We start from the raw sequence: 21301 nt of genomic DNA on the forward strand, positions 1-21301 counted from the left end.
ATCGACCTTGGCGATGAGGCGCGGCGATGTTCGGACGCAGGACTTTCGGCAAGCAGCAGCACAGCTTTGCCGATCTCAAGAAAATGATGCGCCCGACGCCGGATGCCGATGGCGTGACGCGCGTTTTCTCGAAGGAACTCTGGGACGATCCGAAGATCGGCGCCTTCCTGCGCGAAGCCGGCTTCGCGCCGGACGATCAGCGCAACATCATGCGCACGGCGGACGACTACATCGCTCTTTTCGCCGCGGCCAGATACCGGCTTCAGGTGCGCACGGGGACCTTCAACAGCGAGATGGCGGCGCGCCATGGCTATTGCCGCGCCATGCCCTTTCTGGTCATCGACCAGCCGACCTGGGACGGTGAGCATGGCGCGTTCCTCTATGCCCAGATGGATCTCATCGGCTTCGACGATTGGAACGTCGTCATGCTGGCGGCGGATGCGCGGACCACGCAATCCTGCGGCCTGCCGGCGCATCCCGGCTCGGTGCCGGCGCTCACCCAGGCGATGACCGGGCACGTGATCCGATGGAAGGCGCGCTATGAATCCGTGCTGGAGGAATTCGGCGTCACCGCCACCGGCGGGCGCAGCATCACGCGGGAACAATTCGAGGCGGAGAAAGATGCGCTGCGTCAGGAAATCATCGGCACTGTCGCCGCGATGAAGCCACGCACCGTCAGCGAATAGGGTTAGCGGATCAGCAGGGCCGTGCCGTAGAGGCCGAGCGCGAACACCGTGTGCGAAATCACGTTGAAGGCGCGGATCTGCATCGGGTTGGGGCGTCTTGAAGCGGCCCAGCCGGCGCCCATGCCGGGCGCCAGCAGGAACCAGCCGGCGCCAATAGTGACCATGCCGAGAATGAAGGCCGGCAGGAAGGTCGGTGCGTCCAGCCACGCCTTGCCCACCAGCGCCACCAGGATGATGCCGTAGACGATGCCGGTGAAATAGTGGAAGGCCCAGCCCAGCGCCGTCTCATGCGCGTAGGGCGCGGCGTGGGCGATGTCGTCATGGAAAACCTTGCCGTCCCGGAGATGCCAGACCCAGCGGCCGGGCGGCCCCCAGTTCGGCCGTGGCTGACTGAGCGCCAGATGCAGGAACAGCGCCCACAGGTCCATCAGCACCGTGGCGCCTATGCCGATCGCAACACTGCGCCAGATGACGTCAAACATCGTCGATGTCCCCCAAAAGCAGGCAATCCGGCAGGACGCGCGCCGTGGTCAGGCCATGCGTTCATGACCCGACTCAGCCACCAAAAGTTAGAGCTGGCTCAGAATGTGAGCCGCACCTGAAGTGTCGACACCTGGCTTGGTCTCAACATTGAGCGCGGTGACCTTGCCATTGTCGACGATCATCGAAAAGCGTCTCGCGCGCAACCCCATATCGTTGCTTATGAAATCGAGGCCGATCGACTTGGCGAAGTCGCCAGTCCCATCGGCCAGATAGAGGATCTTGCCTTGACCGCCGGTGAAATTGGCCCAGGCGCCCATCACATGGACGTCGTTGACCGAGACGACGGCGATGGTGTCGACGCCGCGCGCCAGGATGGCGTCGTGGTTCTCGAGATAGCCCGGCAGATGGTTGTTGCTGCAGGTCGGCGTGAAGGCGCCGGGAACGCCGAACAGCACCACCTTCTTGCCCGCAAAAATCTCGGCCGAGGTGATCACCTTGGCGCCGTCGGCGGTCATTTCCTTGAAGGTCGCATCGGGCAGTTTGTCGCCAACGGCAATGGTCATGATGGTTCTCGTGTGAAAGCAGGGAAGGTTTCTTGCGATAGCGAAATCAGGCATCTCCCGCAACCGCCGACAAGGCCTGGATCAAGGGAAAGCCTGGATCGGGACTTGTATCAGGGGAACGGCAGAACGCCCTCGACCGCGCCTTCCGCACTTGTCAGGGTGTAATACAACCCGCCATCGGTCGGTATCGCCGACGGTCGGTCGAGGATCGGTATGGTAAACACCAGCCGGCCGTCCTTTTCGCTGCGCGCAGGCGCCCCGAACATGTAGTCGCGCTCGCCGGCGACGAAGAAATCCGCCGCCTCCGGATCGCCGGGAAAGGTCGCCTCGACGACCAGCGTCTCGTGGTCGCCAGGCAGGATCTTGATGCCGAAATCGGCTTTGGCAGGGGCGGGCAAGGTGGCGAGGGCCGCCTTCACCAGGGCCGCATCCTCGGCATTGTCGGGATCGGCGGCGGGATCGACGCTCAACCGCGTCTGCACCGGAATGCAGATCGTCTCGCAAATGCCGAGAAAGATGTCGGCATCGATGACGGCCGCATCCCCAGGCGATGACAGGGTGAATGTCACCGGCAGCGAAACCGGATGGTTGTAGCCGGCCCATTTGCCGTAGCCGTCGTCATGGCGCTGCGGCGGCGGGAAGGAAAACGCCGCATCGGTGATGTTGGTGCTGGCCGAAACATCGATCTGCGGTGGCACGCCGGCATCGCCCGGGTCGCGCCAATAGGTCTTCCAGCCGGGCTTGAGCGCAATGTCGAGCACGCCATGGATGCGGCCTGCCTCGTCCGCCTTGCCTGATGTCACCAGCCGCACCTTGCCGCCTTCGCTGTTGTACCAGTCCGAAGAGGAAGCCGCGGCGGGAAGGGCGGCTCCGCATCCGATGGCGGCGCCGAGCAGCAGGATTTTCAAGCTTTGCATGGTGGTGATTTGATCGTCCGTTCATGGCCGCGCAATGTTTTCATGGCGCTCTGCGTATCATATTTGCGTGACTTTTGGGCGAGGAACAGTCGAGTTCAAGCATTCCGTCGGGGGAAATTGGTAGTCAGGAATCCGTTGTTCCAGCTGTTGGGCTTTGGGCGAATCGCGCGCGGCGCACCTTTTCGGCGCTCCGGAAACGCGTTACGCTCCGCTCCATGGACTTGTTGCGCCACAAAAAGACGGCCGGCGGACGCGGCTTTCTCGACGACCAGTTCCTGATTGCCATGCCCGGCATGAAGGACGACCGCTTCACGCGCTCGGTCATCTATATCTGCGCGCATAGCGACGAAGGCGCCATGGGCCTGATCATCAACCAGACGCAGCAGATGCTGTTTCCCGACCTCCTGGTGCAGCTCGGCATCATGAACGAGCAGGAGGCGATCAGGCTGCCGGCGCAGGCGCGCGACTTCGTCGTGCGCAATGGCGGCCCGGTCGACCGCAGCCGCGGCTTCGTGCTGCATTCGGGCGACTACCGGGTGGAATCCTCGCTAACCGTCTCCGATGATATCTGCCTGACCGCCACCGTCGACATCTTGCGCGCCATCTCGTCCGGCCGCGGCCCGCGCCGCGCGCTGATGGCGCTCGGCTATTCCGGCTGGGGCGCTGGCCAGCTGGAAACCGAGATCGCCGAGAATGGCTGGCTGACCTGCCCGGCCACGCCGGAGCTTCTGTTCGACGCCGACATCGAACGCAAATACGACCGCATCCTGGCGTCCATCGGCATCGACCTGGCGCATTTGAGCCTGGCGGCCGGGCACGCCTGACCTGGCAGCCACCCAGAGGCCAAACGGCCTCTAAGCCTGCGTCATCGGATACTGCTCCTTCAGTGCCTTCAGCACCTGGTCGCCGGGCATCGGTGCGCCGAACATGAAGCTCTGGACGTATTCGCAGCCCATCTGGCGCAGTTCCAGCGCATCGCTTTCGTCCGAGATACCCTCGGCCACCACCGACAGGCCAAGCTCATGCGCCATATTGACCATGGATTTGAGCAGCACCGCACGCTTCGGCGTCGCGTCGTCGACAAAACTCTTGTCGATCTTGATGGTGTCGAAGGGGAAGCGCGTCAGATAGGCGAGCGACGAATAGCCGGTGCCGAAATCGTCGAGCGACAGGCCGATGCCGAGCTGCTTCAGCTTGGTCAGCACATGCGATGTCTGCTCGGGATTGTCCATCACCAGCGATTCGGTCAGTTCGAGCCGGAAGCAGCGCGGCTTGAGATTGGCGCGCGCGATGACCGAGCGGACATCGCTGACCAGGTCGCGGCGGATTAACTGGCGGCTGGACAGATTGACCGACACCGACAGCGGCGTGTCGCCGATCTGCTTTTGCCAGCCGGCGAGGTCCTCGGCCGCCTGTTGCATGGCAAACAGGCCGAGCTGCACGATCAGGCCGCAGCTCTCGGCGACCGGAATGAAATCGCCCGGCGGGATCATGCCGCGGCGCGGATGGTCCCACCTGAGCAGCGCTTCGAAGCCGGCAATGCTGCCGTCCTCGAGCCGCACGATCGGCTGGTAGGCAAGGGTGAATTCGCGCCGCTCGATGGCGCGGCGCAGATCGGATTCGAACTGCAGACGGTCTGTGCCGACGGTGCGGAAGGCCGGCCGGAACGGCTCGATCCTGTCGCCGCCGAAGCGCTTGGCCTGGTGCATGGCAAGCTCGGCGTCCTTGACCATGTCCTCGGCCGAAGTCTGCGCCGAAGTCCAGGTGATCAGGCCGATCGAGGCAGTCAGCACGATCTCGCGCTTGGCGAAGGTGATCGGATTGTTGATCGCGTGTTTGATGGCGTCCGCCACCGCCGCGATGCGGGACGGGTCCTGTTCGGACAGCAGCATCAGCGCGAACTGGTCGCCGGCAAAGCGCGACAGCGAATCCTTCGGCTTCAGCAGCCGGTGCAGCCGGCGCGCTATGGTGAGCAGGATGGTGTCGCCGGCCGAGATGCCAAGCCCGTCATTGACCTGTTTGAAACGGTCGATGTCGATGACGAAGACGGTCGGGCGCACCTTCTCTTCGGTGCGCGCGATCGAGATGATGGCTTCAAGCCGGTTCATCAGAAGTTCGCGGTTGGGCAGGCCGGTAAGATTGTCGTGAACGGCGTCGTGCAGCAGCCTTTCCTCGGACTTTTTCTGCTCGGTGACGTCGACCATGGTGCCGACGCAGCGAATCACTTCGCCGTCCGAGCCGATCACCGGCCGCGCCCTGAGCGAGAACCAGTGGTAGTGGCCGTCGGCCCCGCGCAGGCGGAAATTCTGCGACACCCGGCCACGCCGGTGTTCCAGCACCACGTCGAGCGTGGTGCGGAACGTGTCGCGGTCGTCAGCATGCAGCACCGGCAGCCAGTTGCGGGCCGCACCCCCCAGGCTGTTGGGCGCAAGGCCAAGCTGGATGCTGACGTCGGGCTTGGTGACGACGCGGTCGCGCAGCACGTCCCAGTCCCACACCGTGTCGCCGGAGCCGGCCACCGCCAGCGCCTGGCGCTCGAGGTCGGAGAACAAGCCCTGATGCAGCGCGCCGCCGGCAAAGGCATGCTGCATGACGGTGAAGCCGATCAAAAGGATGATCAGGATCAGCCCGCCGCCCAGTGCCGGCTGGGCGATGTCGTTGTCGAGCATGCCGGTGATCGCCATCCACGATCCGCATAGCCAGAGCAGCACCATCACCCAACTCGGCACCAGCATGATCGCACGATCGTAACCACGAATACCGAGCAGGATGATCAGGCCGAGCCCGGTCAGTGCCGTGGCGGCGAAGGACAGCCTGGCAATGCCGGCGGCGACGGCCGGATCGACGATGGCGACACCGGCGATCAGCAGCAGGCCGAGGATCCAGACCACCGCGCCATAGCTGAAATGGCCGTGCCATCGGTTAAGGTTGAGATAGGCGAACAGGAACACCACAAAGGTCGCTGCAAGCGCCACCTCCGTTCCCGCCCGCCACATCTGCTCATTGCCGGGCGATATCTCTATGATCTTGTTTAAAAAGCCGAAATCGACACAGATATAGGCAAGTACCGCCCAGGCTAAGGCAGCTGTCGCCGGGAACATCGAGGTTCCCTTGACGACGAACAGGATGGTCAGGAACAACGCCAAAAGGCCGGCAATGCCGATGACGATGCCGCGAAACAGCGTGTAGGAATTGACCGAGTCCTTGTAGGCTTCCGGCTCCCAGAGATAGACCTGCGGCAGCTTGGGCGAGGCGAGTTCGGCGATGAAGGTGATCACCGTTCCTGGGTTCAGCGTCACCCGGAACACGTCGGCGTCGGAGCTTGACTGGCGGTCGAGCGCGAAGCCCTCGCTGGGTGTGATCGCGGCGATGCGGGTGGCGCCGAGATCGGGCCAGAAGATGCCCGAATTCACCAGCCGGAAATGCGGCGCCACGATCAGGCGGTCGAGCTGCTGGTCGGTGGTGTTGGCGAGCGCAAACACCGCCCAGTCACCGCTCGAGCGCGCGTCATTGGCCTCGACCTCGATGCGCCGCACGATGCCGTCGGGGCCGGGCGCGGTCGACACCTGGAAGTTTTCGCCCTGGTTGACGTAGATCTCGACGGCGCGCGACAGGTCGAGCGCGATATCGTCGCGGGCAATCTTGATCGGTTCGACGGCGAAGGCCGGGAGCGCCGCGCAGAGCGTGACGACAGCCGCCAGAACAAAGGCCAACAGCGACCCGTTTCGCAGGAAATTCGTCAAAATCAGTCCTTCGTTCCAGCGCCCGGCGGATCGTCCGCGATCCGGGCGTAGAGGTAATGGTCCTGCCAGATGCCGTTGATCCTGAGGTAGGATCGCAAAAGTCCTTCGCGCCGGAATCCGGCTTTTTCAAGCACGCGGATCGACCGGGCATTGTCGGGAATACAGGCAGCTTCGATCCGGTGCAACCTCAGCGTATCGAAGGCAAAGCGGCAGACCACCTTGACTGCGTCGGTCATCAGGCCGCGACCGCCGAAACGCTCGCCGATCCAGTAGCCGACATGGCCGCTCTGCGAGACGCCGTGGCGGATGTTGCCCAGCGTAATGCCGCCGGCGAGCTTGCCGCTCGCCTTCTCGAAGATGAAGAAGGCGATGGCGGTGCCCTGTGCATAATCTTCGCGGTAGCGGCCGATGCGCAGCCGCCAGGCCGTGCGGTCGAGCTCATCGGGCGTCCAGCGCGGCTCCCACGGTTCGAGGAAGCCGCGGCTTTCGCCGCGCAACGCCGACCATTCGCGATAGTCGTTGGTGTAGGGAACGCGCAGCGTGACCCGGTCGCCCTTCAGTGCCGGCAGGTCACGGCGAAAGAAAGGGAGCGCGAACACGGGGCGTGCCTTGAGGGGACTTAGACGGCGAGCTTGCGGGCCGTGGTCTGCGTGCCCGCAAGCGAATCGAGGATCGCCTCATAGGGCGCGAGCGTACCCACGGGGCCGACGGCGGTCAGCGTCGGCTTGGTCGAAAACAGCCGTGACGACAGGTCGGTCAGCCGCTCGACGGTCAGCGCCGACAGTCGTTCCATCAACTCCTCCTTGCCGATCGGCCGGCCGAACAAAAGCAGCTGCCTGGCGATCTGCGAGGCGCGGCTGGCCGGGCTTTCCGCAGACATGATCAGTCCGGCGCGGTATTGCGCGCGCGCCCGGTCGAGTTCTTCCTGCAGGATGTTTTCGCCGGCCTTCTGCAGTTCGTCGATGATGACGGGCACCAGTTCGGCAATGTCGCTCTGTCCGGTCGCGGCATGCACGCCGAAAATGCCGGTGTCGGAAAAGCCCCAGTGGAAGGCATAGACGGAATAGCACAGGCCGCGCTTTTCGCGCACTTCCTGGAACAGTCGGGACGACATGCCGCCGCCGAGGATCATCGACAGCACCTGCGAGGCGTAGAAGTCGCGCACATGATAGGCGCGGCCTTCGAAGCCGAGCACGATCTGCGCGTCCATCAGGTCGCGATCCTCACGGAAATCGCCGCCGACATACTGCGCATATTGCGGCATGGTGCTGTCGGCCTTGCTGCGGAAGCCGCCGAGCTGCTTTTCCACCTCGCGCACGAAATTGTCGTGCTTGATGTCGCCGGCCGCAACGACCACCATCCGCTCGGCGCCATATTGGCGCTCGATGAAATCGTGCAGCTGTTTGGAGGTGAAGGATTTGACGGTTTCCGGCGTGCCGAGGATCGAGCGGCCGATCGTCTGATGGCGGAACGCGGTCTCGGTGAAACGGTCGAAGACGATGTCGTCGGGCGTGTCGTGCGCGGCGCCGATCTCCTGCAGGATCACATGCTGCTCGCGCTCCAGCTCCTGCGGGTCGAACTCGGACTCCTGCAGGATGTCGGCAAGAATATCGACCGCCAGCGGCACGTCGTTGGACAGCACCCTGGCATAGTAGGATGTCGTTTCGACGCTGGTGGCGGCGTTGATTTCACCGCCGACATCCTCGATTTCCGAGGCGATTTCGAAGGCGCTACGCCTTTTCGTGCCCTTGAAGGCCATATGCTCGAGCAGATGGGCCATTCCGTGTTCTTCGTCACGCTCATTGCGAGCGCCCGACTTGACCCAGGCACCAAGGGCAACGGATTCGAGGCTTGGAAGGGTTTCGGTGGCGACTGTCAGGCCGTTCGACAGACGGCTTACCTCAACACCCATATGGCAAGTACTCCCTAACGCGCTGCCCTTGAGTGGCGGCTCACGTAATCTTCCACCATTTTCAGGTCGGATGGAAGTACCGTGTATTTTTCGTCGGCTGACATCAAGGACCCCAGCCATGCAGGCAGGGCCGGCGACACGCCGCAGGCGGCTTCGACAGCCGCCGGGAACTTGGCCGGGTGGGCGGTGCCCAGCACCACCATCGGCACGGCGCCGTCAGCCTTGCCGGCGGCGACATGCACGGCCGCGGCGGTGTGCGGGTCAAGCAGGTAGTTGCTTGATTCCAGCGTCGAACGGATGGTGGCCGCGACCTCATCCATATCAGCCCGGCCGGCGTCGAATTCGGCCCGCATCCTGGCCATTTCAGCCGTTTCGATGGTGAACGCGCCGGACTGTTTCAGCCCCGCCATATAGCGCCGCACCGTCTCGGCATTGCGGTCGGAGGTCTCGAACAACAGCCGCTCGAAATTCGACGACACCTGGATGTCCATCGATGGCGAGGTCGTCGCAAACACACCTTTGGTGCGGTATTCGCCGGTCGCGAAGGTGCGCGCCAATATGTCGTTGTCGTTGGTTGCGACGATCAGCCGCTCGATCGGCAGGCCCATCTTCTTGGCGGCGTAACCGGCGAAAATGTCGCCGAAGTTGCCTGTCGGCACGGTGAAGGAAACAGGCCTGTCTGGCGCGCCGAGCGAAAGCGCCGAGGAAAAATAATAGACGATCTGGGCCATGATGCGGGCCCAGTTGATCGAATTGACGCCCGACAGCGATACGCCATCACGGAAGGCATGATCGTTGAACATGTCCTTCAGCAAGCCCTGGCAATCGTCGAAATTGCCTTCGATGGCCAGCGCCTGGACGTTGGCCGCCGTCGATGTCGTCATCTGCCGCTGCTGCACCGGCGAGACGCGGCCATGCGGGAACAAAACGAAGATATCGGTGCGGTCGCGGCCGGCAAAGGCGTCGATGGCCGCACCGCCGGTGTCGCCCGAGGTGGCGCCGACGATCGTGGCGCGCTGGCCGCGCTCAGCCAGCACATGGTCCATCAGCCGGGCAAGCAGCTGCATGGCGACGTCCTTGAAAGCCAGCGTCGGGCCGTGGAAGAGCTCGAGGATGAAAGTGTTCGGACCGGTCTGCACCAGCGGGCAGACCGCCTGGTGGCGAAAGGTGGCATAGGCTTCGCGCACCAGGCGTTCGAAAACGGGTGCGGCGATCTCGCCGCCGAGGAACGGCGTCAGCACGCGGATGGCGAGGTCGGCATAGGGCAGGCCGCGCATGGCGCGGATCTCGGCTGCCGAAAATTGCGGCCACTCTCGCGGCACATAGAGCCCACCGTCGCGTGCCAGTCCGGCCAGCACCGCGTCGGAAAATCCCAGCGCGGGCGCTTCCCCGCGAGTACTCACATATTGCATGTCACAGACCCGTTGCCGCTTGGCGTTTCCGTTCACCACAGAGTGGTTAATTTCTGCGCTGGCTCAGTCGCATTTTTGCCGCGCCATTGCTATACGTCACCAGCTTTGCGAGAGGGAAGTGCAGTTTCATGGCGTTCTATTCGTTCAACCGTCGCCTTGTCGCGGGTCTGGCGCTCACCGGCTTTATGCTTGCCGCCGCCGGCTGCCAATCGAGCGACAATGGCATCCTCAACCTCGGATTGGGCAAGAAGACCGACCCGAATGCGCCAATCCCGCCGCAGGATCCCAAGGTGCTCGCCAGCCAGTTGCAGGCCTATTGTCCGAAAGTGACGTTGCGTGACGGCACCGCCTATTTCAACACCTACGCCAAGGGCGCGTCGCAGCCGAAAAAGAAAAAGGTCGACGCCGCGCAGGATGCCGAGGCCGCTGCCGCCGCGCAGACGGCGCCGGATGGCACCATCGTCGACCCGAACAAGGATCCGACCAAGATCATCTACCAGGCCTCGATCAGCGATGTGAGCCGCGATTGCAGCCGTGCCAACGGTCAGCTGACGATGAAGGTTGGCGTTGCCGGCAAGGTCGTGCCGGGACCGATGTTCACCCCCGGCACCATCACCATGCCTATCCGCATCGCCGTCATGCATGGCACCGACGTGCTTTATTCGCAGATCCACCCCTATCAGATCCAGGTCAGCGATCCCTCGACCGCCACCCAGTTCGTCTTCACCGATTCCAACGTCGTCGTGCCCGAGCCCTCTGCCAAGGACTACCAGGTATATGCCGGCTATGACGAAACCGCGCCGGCGGCGGCGGACAAGAAGTCCGGCAAGAAAAAGAAGCGAGCTCCGGCGGCGAACTAAGCCGCACTTGGGCGTCGTCGCTGTTGCGGCGGTGGCTGTCAACTCTTTGAAAGATCAAACGATCTGACCATGACCCTGCAGGAATGCGTCTGCAGGGGGGGGCGTGTGCGCTTTGGATCCTGGTCCATTGCGCCGGCGCACTTGACTCATTCATATCTCGGCGGTTATACGTCAATCAATAGCTCGCAGGTTATTGATCCAGATGCCAGACGCCCACGACACTCTGTTCAGAACGCTTGCCGACCCGACCCGGCGGGCCATATTCGAGCGCCTGTGCCGCCAGGGTGAGCAGACAGTGGGAGCGCTGACGGCGCAGTCTGGAGTCTCGCAGCCGGCGGTGTCGAAGCATCTGGGCGTCCTGAAGCATGCCGGCCTGGTGCGCGACCGCCACGCCGGACGCCAGACCCACTACAGCGCCCAGCCCGCAGCACTTGGTCCGCTGACTGACTGGACGAGTGAGATGACCGGGTTTTGGGAGAGCCGCTTCGACCATCTCGAGGATCTGCTGAAAAGGATGGACCAGTGAGCAAGCCGGAACCGCGCACCGTCGTCGTCGAACGCGAAATATCCTGGCCGGCGGAAAAGATCTGGCGCGCGTTGACGCAGCCGCATCTGATCGAGGAGTGGCTCATGAAAAACGATTTCAAGCCCGCTGTGGGCCACAGTTTCAATCTTCGCGGCGACTGGGGCGGCGTGCTCGACTGCGAGGTGCTGGCCATCGAACCAAACAGGACGCTGTCGTACAGCTGGGATTTTGCGCACGAGGATGCCGCCTACAATCTGAAAAGCGTGGTGACGTTCACGCTCACGCCCACGAGCACCGGGACCCATCTGCGCGTCGAGCAGTCCGGCTTCCGTCCCGATCAGAAACAGGCCTATGGCGGCGCCAGGGCAGGGTGGCAGCAATTCCTCACCAAGCTGGAGCAGCTTCTGGCGAAGCCAGATTGAGCCTGCCGGTACAAGTCAGCGCCATGCCCTGATCGTCGAGGGCGCCGAAAGCAACAAAGGAGAAATCGATGAAGATCAAGCTGACCAGCGTCTACGTGGACAATCAGGACAACGCCCTGCGTTTTTACACCGACGTGCTGGGCTTTGCCGTGAAGGCCGATTTCAGCAACGGGCCTTTTCGCTGGCTGACCGTAACCTCACCCGATGAACCCGAGGGAACCGAACTGCAACTGGCGCTCAACGACAACCCGGCCGCCAAAACCTACCAGCAGGCAATCTTCAAGCAGGGCCAGCCCGCGCTTATGCTGTTCACCGACGACATCAAGGGCGACTATGAGCGCATCAAGGGGCGCGGCGGTGCGTTCGCCATGGCGCCGACCGAAGTGACCGGCTCGACCATCGCCCAGCTCAACGACAGCTGCGGCAATCTCATCCAGATCACCCAGCTGGCACGCTGGTAAGCGCTCGTTTTCAAGAGGAGGTGGCAATGAACCTGAGCAAATGGATACGCCAAACCCATCGTTGGCTGTCGATCATTTTCACGCTGACCGTGGCAGCCAATTTCATCACAATGGCATTCGGGCAGCCTCCGGCATGGGTGGTCTATTCGCCGCTGCTGCCGCTCTTCCTGCTGCTGTTCAGCGGGCTCTATATGTTCGTGCTGCCCTATGTCGCCCGGCCGCACGGCGAGCAGCGCGCGCAAGGGTAGGGACGATGGCCAAAACGCCCGGACAATCGAAGGCCGCAAAGCCGGTCACGGCCAAGCCGGTCCTGCTTTCAGGCGGCAACCCGCAGATCGCCAAGGCCTATGGGGATGCTCCCGTGCAGGCCTACATCGCGGCCATGCCGGGCTGGAAAAGCGATGTCGGGCGCCGCCTCGACGCGCTCATCGTCGGCGCCGTTCCCGCCGTCTACAAGGCGGTGAAGTGGAACTCACCGTTCTATGGCATCGAGGCCGAGGGCTGGTTCCTCAGCCTGCATTGCTTCACCAGATACGTCAAAGTCGCTTTCTTCCGCGGCGCCTCGCTGGATCCCGTCCCTCCCGGCGGATCGAAACAGAAGGACGTGCGCTATCTCGACATTCGTGAAGGCGACGAGATCGACGAGGCCAGGTTTGCCAACTGGGTGAAACAGGCCAGTAAATTGCCCGGCGAGAAGATGTGAACGGAGGAGACCATGAAGACCAGCGGTGCGAACAAGTCAGAAGCGGGCGCCTCTGCCTCCGAGCGGATAGATGCCCGAATCCGCGAGCTGGACGATTGGCGCGGCAAGACGCTCACCAGCCTGCGCAAGACCATCCTCGACGCCGATCCTGAAATCATCGAGGAGTGGAAGTGGATGGGCAGCCCGGTATGGTCGCGTGACGGCATGATCGCCGTCGGCAACGCCCACAAGGACAAGGTGAAGCTGACCTTTTCGCACGGCGCCAGCCTGCCGGATCCCGACAAGCTGTTCAACAACGGCCTCAACGGCAAGGTGTGGCGAGCCATCGATGTGTCCGAGGGCGAGGAGATCGATGCGAATGCGCTGAAAGCGCTCGTCCGCGCCGCGATCGCCTATAACAGGGCAAAGAAGAAACCGGCGCGAGCCAAACCGGCCAAAGCCAAAGGCTGAGCTCTCAGGCGTCGGCCGACCACTCCGACAGCGCCGCAATCGTGCCGCCTAGCTCGGCCCAGCGGCGGATGACCGTTTCGGCGCCGGCCTCGGTCAGCGCGTCGGCTTGGCCGGGATAGCTGTGCGCGGCGCCGGTGAAGCCGATCACGCGCATGCCCGCAGCCCTGGCGCCGGCGACGCCATGCACCGAATCCTCGATGACGAAGGTGTTTGCCGGATTGGCGTTGAGTTTTTCCGCTGCGACCAGGAACACGTCCGGGGCGGGCTTGGTCTTCTTGCTCGGTATCTCCAGGCCTGAAAAAATCCGGCCGGCGAAGAACGGCAACAGGCCAACCTTCTCCAGCATGAATTCGATCCGCTCCGAGCGTGAATTCGAGCAGACGCAACGTGGCGCTGTCACCGCAGCCACCGCCTCGCGCGCGCCGTCAATGGCGCGCACGTCGCTGCGCAATTTGCGGTCGACCAATTCTTCGGCGCGGTCGATCATCGACGCCTGGAACGGGATCGCCGACTTCGCCTCGACCCGCATCATGATGTCCTTGAAGGTCAGCCCGGCGTAGCTTTCGGCGATCTCCTCGGCCGATATTTCGAAGCCGGCGAGCGTCAGCAATTCGGCCTCGACGCGGGCTGCTATGATTTCGGAATCGACGAGCACGCCGTCGCAATCGAAGATGACAAGATCTGGCTGGGGCATGGCAATCCGGAACGAGGGTGATGGAGGCCCGGCAGGGCTGAAGCGGCGCGACATACACCAACGGGCCGGGCTGCGCAAATTAACGACATCAGGGCTGCCGGGTCGGTTGCGTCCTTCACCGAATATTTACGCTGATCGGTAACCATAACGGGGAGTAAACAGTAACGCGTGCTTTGGGTGTAAAAATGTCTGCCGTGCGTCTTCTCGCCGACCTCTCTCACGCTCCCCAGCAATCCGAGTGGCTGGATACGATCCTCAAGGGCGATTGCGTCGCCGCACTCGACCGGCTGCCGGAAAAATCCATCGACGTCATCTTCGCCGATCCGCCCTACAATCTGCAGCTCGACGGCGATTTGCACCGGCCCGACCAGTCCAAGGTCGATGCCGTCGACGATGACTGGGACCAGTTCGAGAGTTTCGAGGCCTATGACGCCTTCACCCGCGCCTGGCTGCTGGCGGCCCGCCGCGTCCTGAAGCCGAATGGCACCATCTGGGTCATCGGCTCCTATCACAACATCTTCCGCGTCGGCGCCAAGATGCAGGACCTCGGCTTCTGGATCCTCAACGATGTCGTCTGGCGCAAGACCAATCCGATGCCGAATTTCCGCGGCCGCCGCTTCCAGAATGCGCATGAGACCATGATCTGGGCCTCGCGCGACCAGAAGGGCAAGGGCTACACCTTCAACTACGAAGCCATGAAGGCCTCCAACGACGACATCCAGATGCGTTCCGACTGGCTGTTCCCGATCTGCACCGGCGGCGAACGGCTGAAGAACGACAATGGCGACAAATTGCATCCGACGCAGAAGCCGGAAGCGCTGCTTGCCCGCATCATGATGGCCTCGACCAAGCCGGGCGACATCGTGCTCGACCCGTTCTTCGGTTCCGGCACCACCGGCGCCGTCGCCAAGCGCTTGGGCCGCCATTTCGTCGGCATCGAGCGCGAGCAGGCCTATATCGACGCCGCCAATGAGCGCATCGATGCGGTGCGGCCGCTGGACGGCGCCGATCTCACCGTGCTCACCGGCAAGCGTGCCGAGCCGCGCGTCGCCTTTGTCAGCCTCCTCGACACCGGACTGATGCAGCCCGGCGCCACGCTTTACGATTCCAAGAAGCGCTGGGCGGCAAAAGTGCGCGCCGACGGCACGGTGGCGATCGGCGACAGCGCCGGCTCGATCCACAAGATCGGCGCCGAAGTGCAGGGGCTGGACGCCTGCAACGGCTGGACCTTCTGGCACTATGAGCGCTCTGGCGGCCTGACTCCGATCGACGAATTGCGCCGCATCGCCAGGCTCGGCATGGAGCGGGCAGGGGCCTGATCGCAAGCGTATTCAATCAAAGCGGCAATTGACAATTATAACGCGTCAGCGCTGCCCCTCACCTGCCTGCCGGCATCCTCTCCCCGTTTAAGGACGGGGAGAGGGCCGCTGTTGTCAGCGACTTCGCCAATCGCGAACGTTAGCGATGAACGCGCCGGGGTTTCGGCTGCCCCTTTCTCCCCGTCACTATACGGGGAGAAATGTCCGGCAGGACAATGAGGGGCTGCGCCAACATTACACAATCGTTCGATGACCATTGCCTACCGCGGGCGGTTCAGTTCACACCGCGATGCCGTACCGCTCAAGATCTGCACGAAGCGTCTTGGCATCCGTGAACAGCACAGCCTGCCAGCCGGCCGCTTTGGCGCCGTCGACATTTTTCGGGCTGTCATCGATGAACAGCGTGGCTGACGGTTCAAGGCCGAACGCGGCGACGTGGTGGTCGTAGATGGCGCGGTCGGGTTTGATCTCACGGATGTCGGCCGACACGGTGACGCCGCGCGGGCGGCTGAGGAAGTCGAAGCGCAGCCGCGCCTCGGCAAGCGTGTCGGCGGCGAAGTTGGTCAGCATGGTCACATCGTGGCCGCTCTCGATCAGCCCGAGCATGATGGCGACGCTGTCCTCATAGGCATGCGGCACCATCTCATGCCAGCAGCGGCGGAAATTGCGGATGTTTTCAGCGTGATCGGGGTGCTCGGCAATCAGCAACGCTTCCGCCTCTTGCCATGTCCGGCCACGGTCCTGCTCGATGTTCCAGTCATGCGTGCAGACATTGTCGAAGAACCACTTGCGCTCCTGCGCGTCGGGGATGAGGCGGCTGAACGGAATGCTCGGATCGTAATGGATCAGCACGCGGCCGATATCGAACACGATGTGACGGATTTCAGTCATTTTTATCCCTTCAATGCGGACGCTGCTTTTCCCTGCATGTCGCCCAAAAGTGTGCGGCGGTTTTAGGAAAACGACATGCACAAAACAAAGAATCCAAAGCGCGTCGCGTACGATCGCGTCACGCGCGACGCGCTTTCGTCGCGCCCGGTATCGCCGCTTCGATTACCTTTTTCATGACGGTCGGCAGCGCTTCCCCGGAAATGTCATGGGCCAGCGACCAGAAATGTCCTTCTGGAGCATCACCTTTCACCTGCGCATGAAAGACTTCGAGCTCGAGCGCGAAGTGGGTGAAAACATGCGCGATCTCACCGGCGCGCCGCCAGTCGGCGGGGAAGGGCGCCGCTTCCGCAGTCGTCGCGCCATCCACCCGAGCGGTCCATCCGGTGGTCGGCACTTCGGTCATGCCGCCGAGCAGGCCCTTGTCCGGCCGTTTGCGCAACAGGATGGCGCCGTCGCTGCGCTCGGCGACAAAGGCGGCGCCGCGCCTCAGCGGCTTGTCGGTCTTCGGCAGGCGGACCGGAAAGCGCTCGGGGTCGCCCGACAGGATGGCGGTGCAATCCTCGCGCAGCGGGCACAGCATGCAGCGCGGCCGCTTCGGCGTGCAGATCGTGGCGCCAAGGTCCATCATCGCCTGGGCAAAGTCGCCCGGCCTGGTCTGCGGAAGCAGTCCTTCGACCAGCGCGCGAATTTCGGGCTTTGCCTCGCTAAGCGGCGTTGCGATCGAATAAAGCCGCGAGATGACGCGTTCGACATTGCCGTCGACGACCGCCGCCGGGCGGTCGAAGGCGATAGCCGCGATCGCCGCCGCCGTATAGGCGCCGATGCCCGGCAATTCCCTCAATCCGGCTTCATTGTCGGGAAAATGCCCGCCTTGGCTCGCGACGAGATCGGCGCAGGCCTTAAGGTTGCGGGCTCGCGAATAATAACCGAGCCCGGCCCAGGCCTTCATCACATCCTCGGTCGGCGCCGCGGCCAGCGCCTCGACATCGGGCCATTTCTCGACGAAAGCGCGAAAATAGGATTTTACCGCTTCGACCGTGGTCTGCTGCAGCATCACTTCCGACAGCCAGATGCGATAGGGATCCGCCCGGGCGCCGCCGGCCGCCGCACGCGGCGTGATCCGCCACGGCAACTCGCGATGGTGTGCGTCGTACCAAGCGAGCAGGCGCGAAGCGACGTCTCCGTCCTCGGATGCGGCCTTGCGGGTCTGTTCGTGCAGTGCCATTGATCGCGGGCTGGCTCTAGGCTGGTGAGGAGCGTGGCTGGAGAACGTACATGGCAGGGAGAACGCCTTACGGCAATCCCGTTCCGGTGAGCGATCTCGCGACCCAGATTCTCGATCCGGTGCTGCGCAAGCGGGCCGGCATTTCGATCGGGCTGGTGCAGTCGTGGGAAGAGATCGCAGGCCCCAGGCTTGCCGGCCATTCGCGCCCTGAAAAAATCCAGTGGCCGCGCCGCATGCACGAAGATGATCCGTTCGAGCCGGCGACGCTGGTTATCGCCTGCGAAGGCATGGCGGCACTGCATCTGCAGCACGAGACCGGCGAAATCATCAATCGGGTCAACGCCTTCCTCGGCTTCAACGCGATCGGCCGCATCAGGATCGTGCAGAAGCCGGTGCTATCGGAGAAAGCCCGGCCGAAACCGGCTCCCAGGCCTCTGACATCGGTCGAAAAAGCCAAATTGTCCGATACGGTCGGCAAGATTGAGGATGAAGGCTTGCGCGCCTCGCTGGAGCGGCTGGGCGCCACCATTCTCGGCGAGAGGAAGCGGCCAGGGTAGTCAGCCGGTCATGAACCCGTCACCAATCTCGCGCATTCGTGATGATGCATATAGAGTTAGGCGATTGGAATGGGGACAGCGATGCCTTAATTCCCGCCAACTCTCGCCTTTTCTAGCCTTTGCATTGCAAAATCCAACCATAGTCAGGTGATTCGCATGAACCGTAGCTTGTCCCGCAGAAACCTCCTGTCTTCGCTGGCCGTTATTCCGGCAGTGGCACTGCTCGCCGCATGCAGCGACTCCAGCGAGGACGCCAAGGCAGCGGACGTCAAGCCTGCAACGCCTGCCGTGCCAGCCGCGACGCCTGCCACGCCGGCCGCCGCCAAGGCGCCGGACTCGACGGGCGACGTCAACATGGCCGAACTGCTGAAGCCCGGCGCTCTGCCCGACAAGCAGCTCGGCAAGGACGACGCCAAGGTCACCATCGTCGAATATGCCTCGATGACTTGCCCGCATTGCGCGCATTTCGCCGCGACCACCTTCCCTGAGTTGAAGACCAAGTACATCGACACCGGCAAGGCCCGCTACATCCTGCGCGAATTCCCGTTCGATCCGAGCGCCGAGGCCGGTTTCATGCTGGCGCGCTGTTCAAAGGACAATTATTTCCCGATGGTGGACGTGCTGTTCAAGCAGCAGGCCAACTGGGTCGGCGTCAACAACACCAAGGATGCCCTGCTTCAGATCTCCAAGCTCGCCGGTTTTACACAGGAGTCCTTCGAGGCCTGCTTGACGGACCAGAAACTTCTGGACGATGTGAGATCGGTCCAGAAGCGCGGCGCCGATGAATTCAAGGTCGACTCGACGCCGACCTTCTTCATCAACGGAAAGACCTACAAAGGTGCGATGTCGATTGAGGAAATATCGGCCATCATCGATCCTCTGCTCTGACGTCCAGGCGGCGCCGGAGCGACTGCGCTTTGGCGACTGCGCACCTCTGCGACCTGTAGGCAGGCGCGAATGAAGTTTTCGCGCCTTCGTCTCCTTGGCTTCAAGTCCTTCGTCGAACCCGGCGAGTTCGTCATCGAACGCGGCCTGACCGGCATTGTCGGGCCGAATGGCTGCGGCAAGTCGAACCTTGTCGAGGCGATGCGCTGGGTGATGGGCGAAAGCTCCTACAAGAATATGCGCGCGTCCGGCATGGACGACGTGATCTTTTCCGGTTCGGGAACGCGCCCCGCGCGCAACACCGCCGAAGTCACGCTGTTCCTCGACAATAGCGACCGCACGGCGCCCGCCGCTTTCAACGACGCCGATGAGTTGCAGGTGTCGCGCCGCATCGAGCGAGAGGCCGGCTCGCTCTACCGCATCAACGGCAAGGAAGCCCGCGCCAAGGACGTGCAGCTTCTGTTCGCCGACCAGTCGACCGGCGCGCGCTCGCCCTCGATGGTCGGTCAGGGCCGCATCGGCGAGCTGATCCAGGCCAAGCCCCAGGCGCGCCGCGCGCTGCTCGAAGAAGCCGCCGGCATTTCCGGCCTTCATACGCGCCGTCACGAGGCCGAGCTTCGGCTGAAGGCGGCCGAGCAGAATCTGGAGCGGTTGGACGACGTCGTCGGCGAGCTGGAGAGCCAGATCGAAAGCCTGAAGCGCCAGGCGCGCCAGGCCTCGCGCTTCAAGAACCTGTCGGCCGATATCCGCAAGGCGGAAGCCACGCTTTTGCATTTGCGCTGGACGCTGGCCAAGACCCAGGAAGGCGAGGCGCGCTCGGCGCTGGCCGTTGCCACCGCACTGGTCGGCGACCGCGCTTCGGCGCAGATGAGCGCCGCCCGTGAGCAAGGCATCGGCGCGCATCGGCTGCCCGATCTGCGCGATGCCGAAGCCGCCGCTGCCGCCGCCTTCCAGCGCCTGTCGATTGCCAAGGCGCACATCGAGGAGGAGGCCGGCCGCATCCGCGCCCGCCAGGCCGAGCTCGAGCGCCGCCTGCAGCAACTCGACGGCGACATCGCCCGCGAAGAGCGCATGGTGCGCGACAATGCGGATATTCTCGAGCGCCTGCGCGAGGAAGAAGCCACGCTCAATTCCGAAAATGCGGGTGCTGCCGAACGCGAAGCCACCACGCGGGCCGCTTTCGAGCAGGCCGGCGCGACGCTCGTCCAAAGTGAAGCAAAACTCGCGGCGCTGACCGCCGAACGGGCCGAGGCCGCCGCCTCGCGCAACCAGATCGAGCGCACGCTGCGCGAAACCGCCGAACGCCGCGACCGTTTTGGCCGGCAGCTCACCGACGTCGATCGCGAATTGTCCGAGATCCTGTCCAAGGTCGCGGGCTTGCCTGACCCTGCCGAGAAGCGTGCTCTGGTCGAGGATGCGCTCGCCCGGCTGGAGGAGACCGAGGCCGGCGCCATATCAGCCGAACAGGCGGTCGCCGAGGCGCGCGCGGCTGAGAGTGCCGCCCGACCGCCGCTGCAGGACGCCAGGTCAGAACTCGCTGGGATCGAGACCGAAGCGCGCACGCTGGCCAAGATCCTCAATGCCGCCAGCGGCGATCTTTTCCCCTCGGTGCTCGAACAGCTCAGCGTCGAACGCGGCTATGAGACAGCCCTGGGTGCTGCCCTTGGCGAAGACCTCGACGTGCCGCTCGACCGCAGCGCGCCGGTGCATTGGGGCGAAAGCCAGGTCCAGCCAAGCGATGCGGCTTTGCCGGAAGGCATCAAGAGCCTCGCCAGCGTGGTGCGCGCGCCATCGCAGCTTGCCCGCCGGCTGGCGCAGATCGGCATTGTCGACGCCACTGACGGCCGCCGGCTGCAGGCCCTGCTTGCGCCCGGCCAGCGGCTGGTCAGCCGCGACGGCGCGCTGTGGCGCTGGGACGGGCTTACCGCCAGCGCCGATGCGCCGACCGCGGCCGCTCAGCGGCTGGCGCAGAAAAACCGGCTGGCCGAACTCGATGCCGAGGCGGTGCAGGCGACGCAGATCGTGCGCGAGGCCGAAGCTGCCCTTGCCCAGGCCGAACAGGCGCTGCGCCAGGCAAGCGAGGCCGAACGAAACGCCCGCCAGGCCGGCCGCGATGCCCAACACGGGCTGGACGCCGCGCGCAACGCGCTGGCCGAGGCCGAAAAGGCCGGCGGCGAACTGGCAAGCCGTCGCGCCGCCCTGGACGAAGCGCGCGCGCGCATCGTCGACAGCCATGAAGAGACGGCCGCTGCCTTTGCCGAGGCCGAAATGCTGCTGCAGGACGCGCCCGATCTCGGCGACCTGCAATTGCAGCTCGAACAGTCCGCCGCCAATGTCGGCAGGGATCGCGCAACCCTTGCCGACGCGCGCGCCGTGCATGAGGGCCTGCGCCGCGAGGCCGAGGCGCGCGCGCGCCGGCTTGATGCCATCGGCGCCGAGCGCAGTAGCTGGCTGCAGCGTGCCGAAAACGCCTCGACGCAGATCGCCTCGCTCGGTGAGCGCAGGGCCGAAGCCGAGGCAGAGCGCGAGACGCTGGCCGACGCGCCCGACGAGATCGACGCCAGGCGTCGCGCGCTGCTGTCGCAACTGACC

Annotated in this window: 23 protein-coding genes; 13 read left to right on the forward strand and 10 right to left on the reverse strand. The window is 63.8% G+C overall.

The genetic code is table 11. The annotated features are described in order from the left end of the window. Positions 1-26 precede the first annotated feature (26 nt). On the forward strand, positions 27-686 hold the full coding sequence (locus tag JQK88_RS19095; protein WP_192256350.1) for a hypothetical protein: 660 nt from the start codon (positions 27-29) through the stop codon (positions 684-686). 2 nt (positions 687-688) lie between these two features. On the opposite strand, the gene JQK88_RS19100 is transcribed toward JQK88_RS19095, so the two are convergent. From JQK88_RS19100 to JQK88_RS19110, 3 genes are all read right to left on the reverse strand, one after another. After that, positions 689-1168, reverse strand: coding sequence for a DUF2938 domain-containing protein (locus JQK88_RS19100; RefSeq protein ID WP_192256352.1), 480 nt, complete (start codon positions 1166-1168; stop codon positions 689-691). Between the two features lie 87 nt (positions 1169-1255). After that, positions 1256-1732, reverse strand: a complete 477-nt coding sequence (locus tag JQK88_RS19105) for a peroxiredoxin (protein WP_192256354.1) — start codon at positions 1730-1732, stop codon at positions 1256-1258. A gap of 110 nt (positions 1733-1842) precedes the next feature. Further along, positions 1843-2649: a protein-disulfide reductase DsbD domain-containing protein gene (locus tag JQK88_RS19110; RefSeq protein ID WP_192256356.1), complete on the reverse strand. Its 807-nt coding sequence runs from the start codon at positions 2647-2649 to the stop codon at positions 1843-1845. 215 nt (positions 2650-2864) lie between these two features. On the opposite strand from JQK88_RS19110, the gene JQK88_RS19115 reads away from it, so the two are divergent. Continuing rightward, complete coding sequence (locus JQK88_RS19115) at positions 2865-3473, forward strand: YqgE/AlgH family protein (RefSeq protein WP_023668405.1); 609 nt, start codon at positions 2865-2867, stop codon at positions 3471-3473. A 30-nt stretch (positions 3474-3503) separates the two neighbouring features. Here JQK88_RS19115 and JQK88_RS19120 read toward each other — a convergent pair whose 3' ends face one another. From JQK88_RS19120 to thrC, 4 genes are read right to left on the reverse strand one after another with little or no spacing between them, the layout of a single operon-like run. Beyond that, on the reverse strand, positions 3504-6392 hold the full coding sequence (locus tag JQK88_RS19120; protein WP_203279104.1) for an EAL domain-containing protein: 2889 nt from the start codon (positions 6390-6392) through the stop codon (positions 3504-3506). A gap of 2 nt (positions 6393-6394) precedes the next feature. Then, a complete protein-coding gene (locus tag JQK88_RS19125) occupies positions 6395-6991 on the reverse strand; it encodes a GNAT family N-acetyltransferase (RefSeq protein WP_192256360.1) in 597 nt (198 codons plus the stop codon). A 20-nt stretch (positions 6992-7011) separates the two neighbouring features. Next, positions 7012-8304 carry a M16 family metallopeptidase gene (locus tag JQK88_RS19130; RefSeq protein WP_203279105.1) on the reverse strand — a complete coding sequence of 431 codons (1293 nt, stop codon included), beginning with the start codon at positions 8302-8304 and terminating at the stop codon, positions 7012-7014. 14 nt (positions 8305-8318) lie between these two features. Next, a complete protein-coding gene (gene thrC / locus JQK88_RS19135; RefSeq protein WP_192256364.1) occupies positions 8319-9716 on the reverse strand; it encodes a threonine synthase in 1398 nt (465 codons plus the stop codon). A 128-nt stretch (positions 9717-9844) separates the two neighbouring features. Here thrC and JQK88_RS19140 point away from each other — a divergent pair, with 128 nt between their 5' ends. From JQK88_RS19140 to JQK88_RS19170, 7 genes are all read left to right on the forward strand, one after another. Continuing rightward, positions 9845-10576, forward strand: a complete 732-nt coding sequence (locus JQK88_RS19140; RefSeq protein WP_203279106.1) for a hypothetical protein — start codon at positions 9845-9847, stop codon at positions 10574-10576. Positions 10577-10778: 202 nt separating this feature from the next. After that, positions 10779-11102, forward strand: coding sequence for an ArsR/SmtB family transcription factor (locus JQK88_RS19145; RefSeq protein WP_203279107.1), 324 nt, complete (start codon positions 10779-10781; stop codon positions 11100-11102). Continuing rightward, a complete protein-coding gene (locus JQK88_RS19150) occupies positions 11099-11524 on the forward strand; it encodes an SRPBCC family protein (RefSeq protein WP_192256369.1) in 426 nt (141 codons plus the stop codon). The genes JQK88_RS19145 and JQK88_RS19150 overlap by 4 nt, the downstream gene beginning before the upstream one ends. A 68-nt stretch (positions 11525-11592) precedes the next feature. Beyond that, the gene (locus JQK88_RS19155; protein ID WP_112564249.1) at positions 11593-11985 is read left to right on the forward strand and encodes a VOC family protein; all 393 of its coding nucleotides are present in this window, start codon (positions 11593-11595) and stop codon (positions 11983-11985) included. 26 nt (positions 11986-12011) lie between these two features. Next, on the forward strand, positions 12012-12233 hold the full coding sequence (locus tag JQK88_RS19160; RefSeq protein WP_192256371.1) for a hypothetical protein: 222 nt from the start codon (positions 12012-12014) through the stop codon (positions 12231-12233). A gap of 5 nt (positions 12234-12238) precedes the next feature. Continuing rightward, positions 12239-12688, forward strand: coding sequence for a DUF1801 domain-containing protein (locus tag JQK88_RS19165; RefSeq protein ID WP_192256373.1), 450 nt, complete (start codon positions 12239-12241; stop codon positions 12686-12688). Positions 12689-12700: 12 nt separating this feature from the next. Continuing rightward, entirely contained in the window at positions 12701-13138 is a 438-nt protein-coding gene (locus JQK88_RS19170) for a DUF1801 domain-containing protein (protein WP_192256375.1), read from the forward strand. Positions 13139-13142: 4 nt separating this feature from the next. Here the strand turns inward: JQK88_RS19170 and JQK88_RS19175 are convergent, their stop codons facing one another. Beyond that, a complete protein-coding gene (locus JQK88_RS19175) occupies positions 13143-13832 on the reverse strand; it encodes an HAD family hydrolase (RefSeq protein WP_192256377.1) in 690 nt (229 codons plus the stop codon). 185 nt (positions 13833-14017) lie between these two features. On the opposite strand from JQK88_RS19175, the gene JQK88_RS19180 reads away from it, so the two are divergent. Continuing rightward, positions 14018-15151 carry a site-specific DNA-methyltransferase gene (locus tag JQK88_RS19180; RefSeq protein WP_203279108.1) on the forward strand — a complete coding sequence of 378 codons (1134 nt, stop codon included), beginning with the start codon at positions 14018-14020 and terminating at the stop codon, positions 15149-15151. Between the two features lie 279 nt (positions 15152-15430). Here JQK88_RS19180 and JQK88_RS19185 read toward each other — a convergent pair whose 3' ends face one another. Beyond that, a complete protein-coding gene (locus JQK88_RS19185) occupies positions 15431-16042 on the reverse strand; it encodes an HAD family hydrolase (protein ID WP_192256381.1) in 612 nt (203 codons plus the stop codon). 118 nt (positions 16043-16160) lie between these two features. Continuing rightward, complete coding sequence (gene mutY / locus JQK88_RS19190; protein WP_192256383.1) at positions 16161-17267, reverse strand: A/G-specific adenine glycosylase; 1107 nt, start codon at positions 17265-17267, stop codon at positions 16161-16163. 50 nt (positions 17268-17317) lie between these two features. Between mutY and JQK88_RS19195 the strand changes: the two genes are divergently transcribed. From JQK88_RS19195 to JQK88_RS19205, 3 genes are all read left to right on the forward strand, one after another. Further along, on the forward strand, positions 17318-17824 hold the full coding sequence (locus tag JQK88_RS19195) for a DUF721 domain-containing protein (protein ID WP_112563941.1): 507 nt from the start codon (positions 17318-17320) through the stop codon (positions 17822-17824). A gap of 156 nt (positions 17825-17980) precedes the next feature. Beyond that, positions 17981-18712, forward strand: a complete 732-nt coding sequence (locus tag JQK88_RS19200; RefSeq protein WP_192256385.1) for a DsbA family protein — start codon at positions 17981-17983, stop codon at positions 18710-18712. Positions 18713-18781: 69 nt separating this feature from the next. Then, on the forward strand, positions 18782-21301 hold a 2520-nt coding region (locus tag JQK88_RS19205), incomplete at its 3' end, for an AAA family ATPase (protein ID WP_203279109.1).

The sequence above is a fragment of the Mesorhizobium caraganae genome, from assembly GCF_016836705.1.
GTDB classification, from domain to species: Bacteria; Pseudomonadota; Alphaproteobacteria; order Rhizobiales; family Rhizobiaceae; genus Mesorhizobium; species Mesorhizobium caraganae.